Origin of the sequence: Catellatospora coxensis, from assembly GCF_016862635.1 — a bacterium.
GTDB lineage: Bacteria > Actinomycetota > Actinomycetes > Mycobacteriales > Micromonosporaceae > Catellatospora > Catellatospora coxensis.
In genome coordinates, this window is record NZ_BONI01000207.1 from 1 (window position 1) to 775 (window position 775).

A 775-nucleotide genomic window follows, 5' to 3' on the forward strand; every position below is an offset into this window, starting at 1 on the left:
AGCGATGTGGCGTCGGCCCAGTGGAGATCGTCGAACACGAGCAGGGTCGGCCGGTGCGTCGACGCCTCACCGATGACGGCGACGACCTGTTCGAACAGCCGGAACTGGGCGTTGCCGCCGGGAAGCGACCGGGTGCCGGCGGCGTCGTCGCGCTGCTCCAGAATGCTACCGATCTCACTGGCGAGCCACTTCTCCCGTGCCGGCTCGGCCAGGCTGTCGACGACCGGCCCGAGTGCCCGCTCCCACAGCCACATCGACGGCACGCCGTCGCCCTGCAGGCCGGAGCCCCAGACGACGAGCGCACCATGCTGGTCGGCGATGGCGGCGGTCTCCTCCAGCAGGCGGGTCTTGCCGGCACCAGGTTCGCCTTCGATGAAGAGGATCGCCGTCTGCCCGGCGACGGCCCGCTCCACGGTGCTCTGCAGAACTGCGAGCTCCGCAGTCCGTCCAACAATGCCTGCCGTCGGAGCAGAGGGCGCCGAAACGGCGACCTGGACCGTCGCCGGGCCGGCGGAAGGCAACGACGCCGAGGTCAGGACCTGCCGGTGCGCGTCCACGAGCGCCGGACCGGGATCGACGCCGAGCTCGCCGGCGAGGCGGTCGCGGACCGTGCGGAACACCGCCAGCGCCTCCGCCTGGCGACCGGCGGCGCCGAGGACGCGGACCAGACCTGCCTGGACGGGTTCGTGGAACGGCGCCATCGACGCGGCCAGCTGCACTGCCGGAAGTACTTGCTCCGGTCGGCCCAGCGAGGCTGCGACCCCGGCCGCCGCCA

The 775-nt window shown here is 72.5% G+C and carries 1 protein-coding gene; it reads right to left on the reverse strand.

The features are described 5' to 3' along the window. A partial coding sequence (locus Cco03nite_RS42040) for an AAA family ATPase (protein ID WP_239168099.1) occupies positions 1-719 on the reverse strand: 719 nt, incomplete at its 3' end. Positions 720-775: the final 56 nt, after the last annotated feature.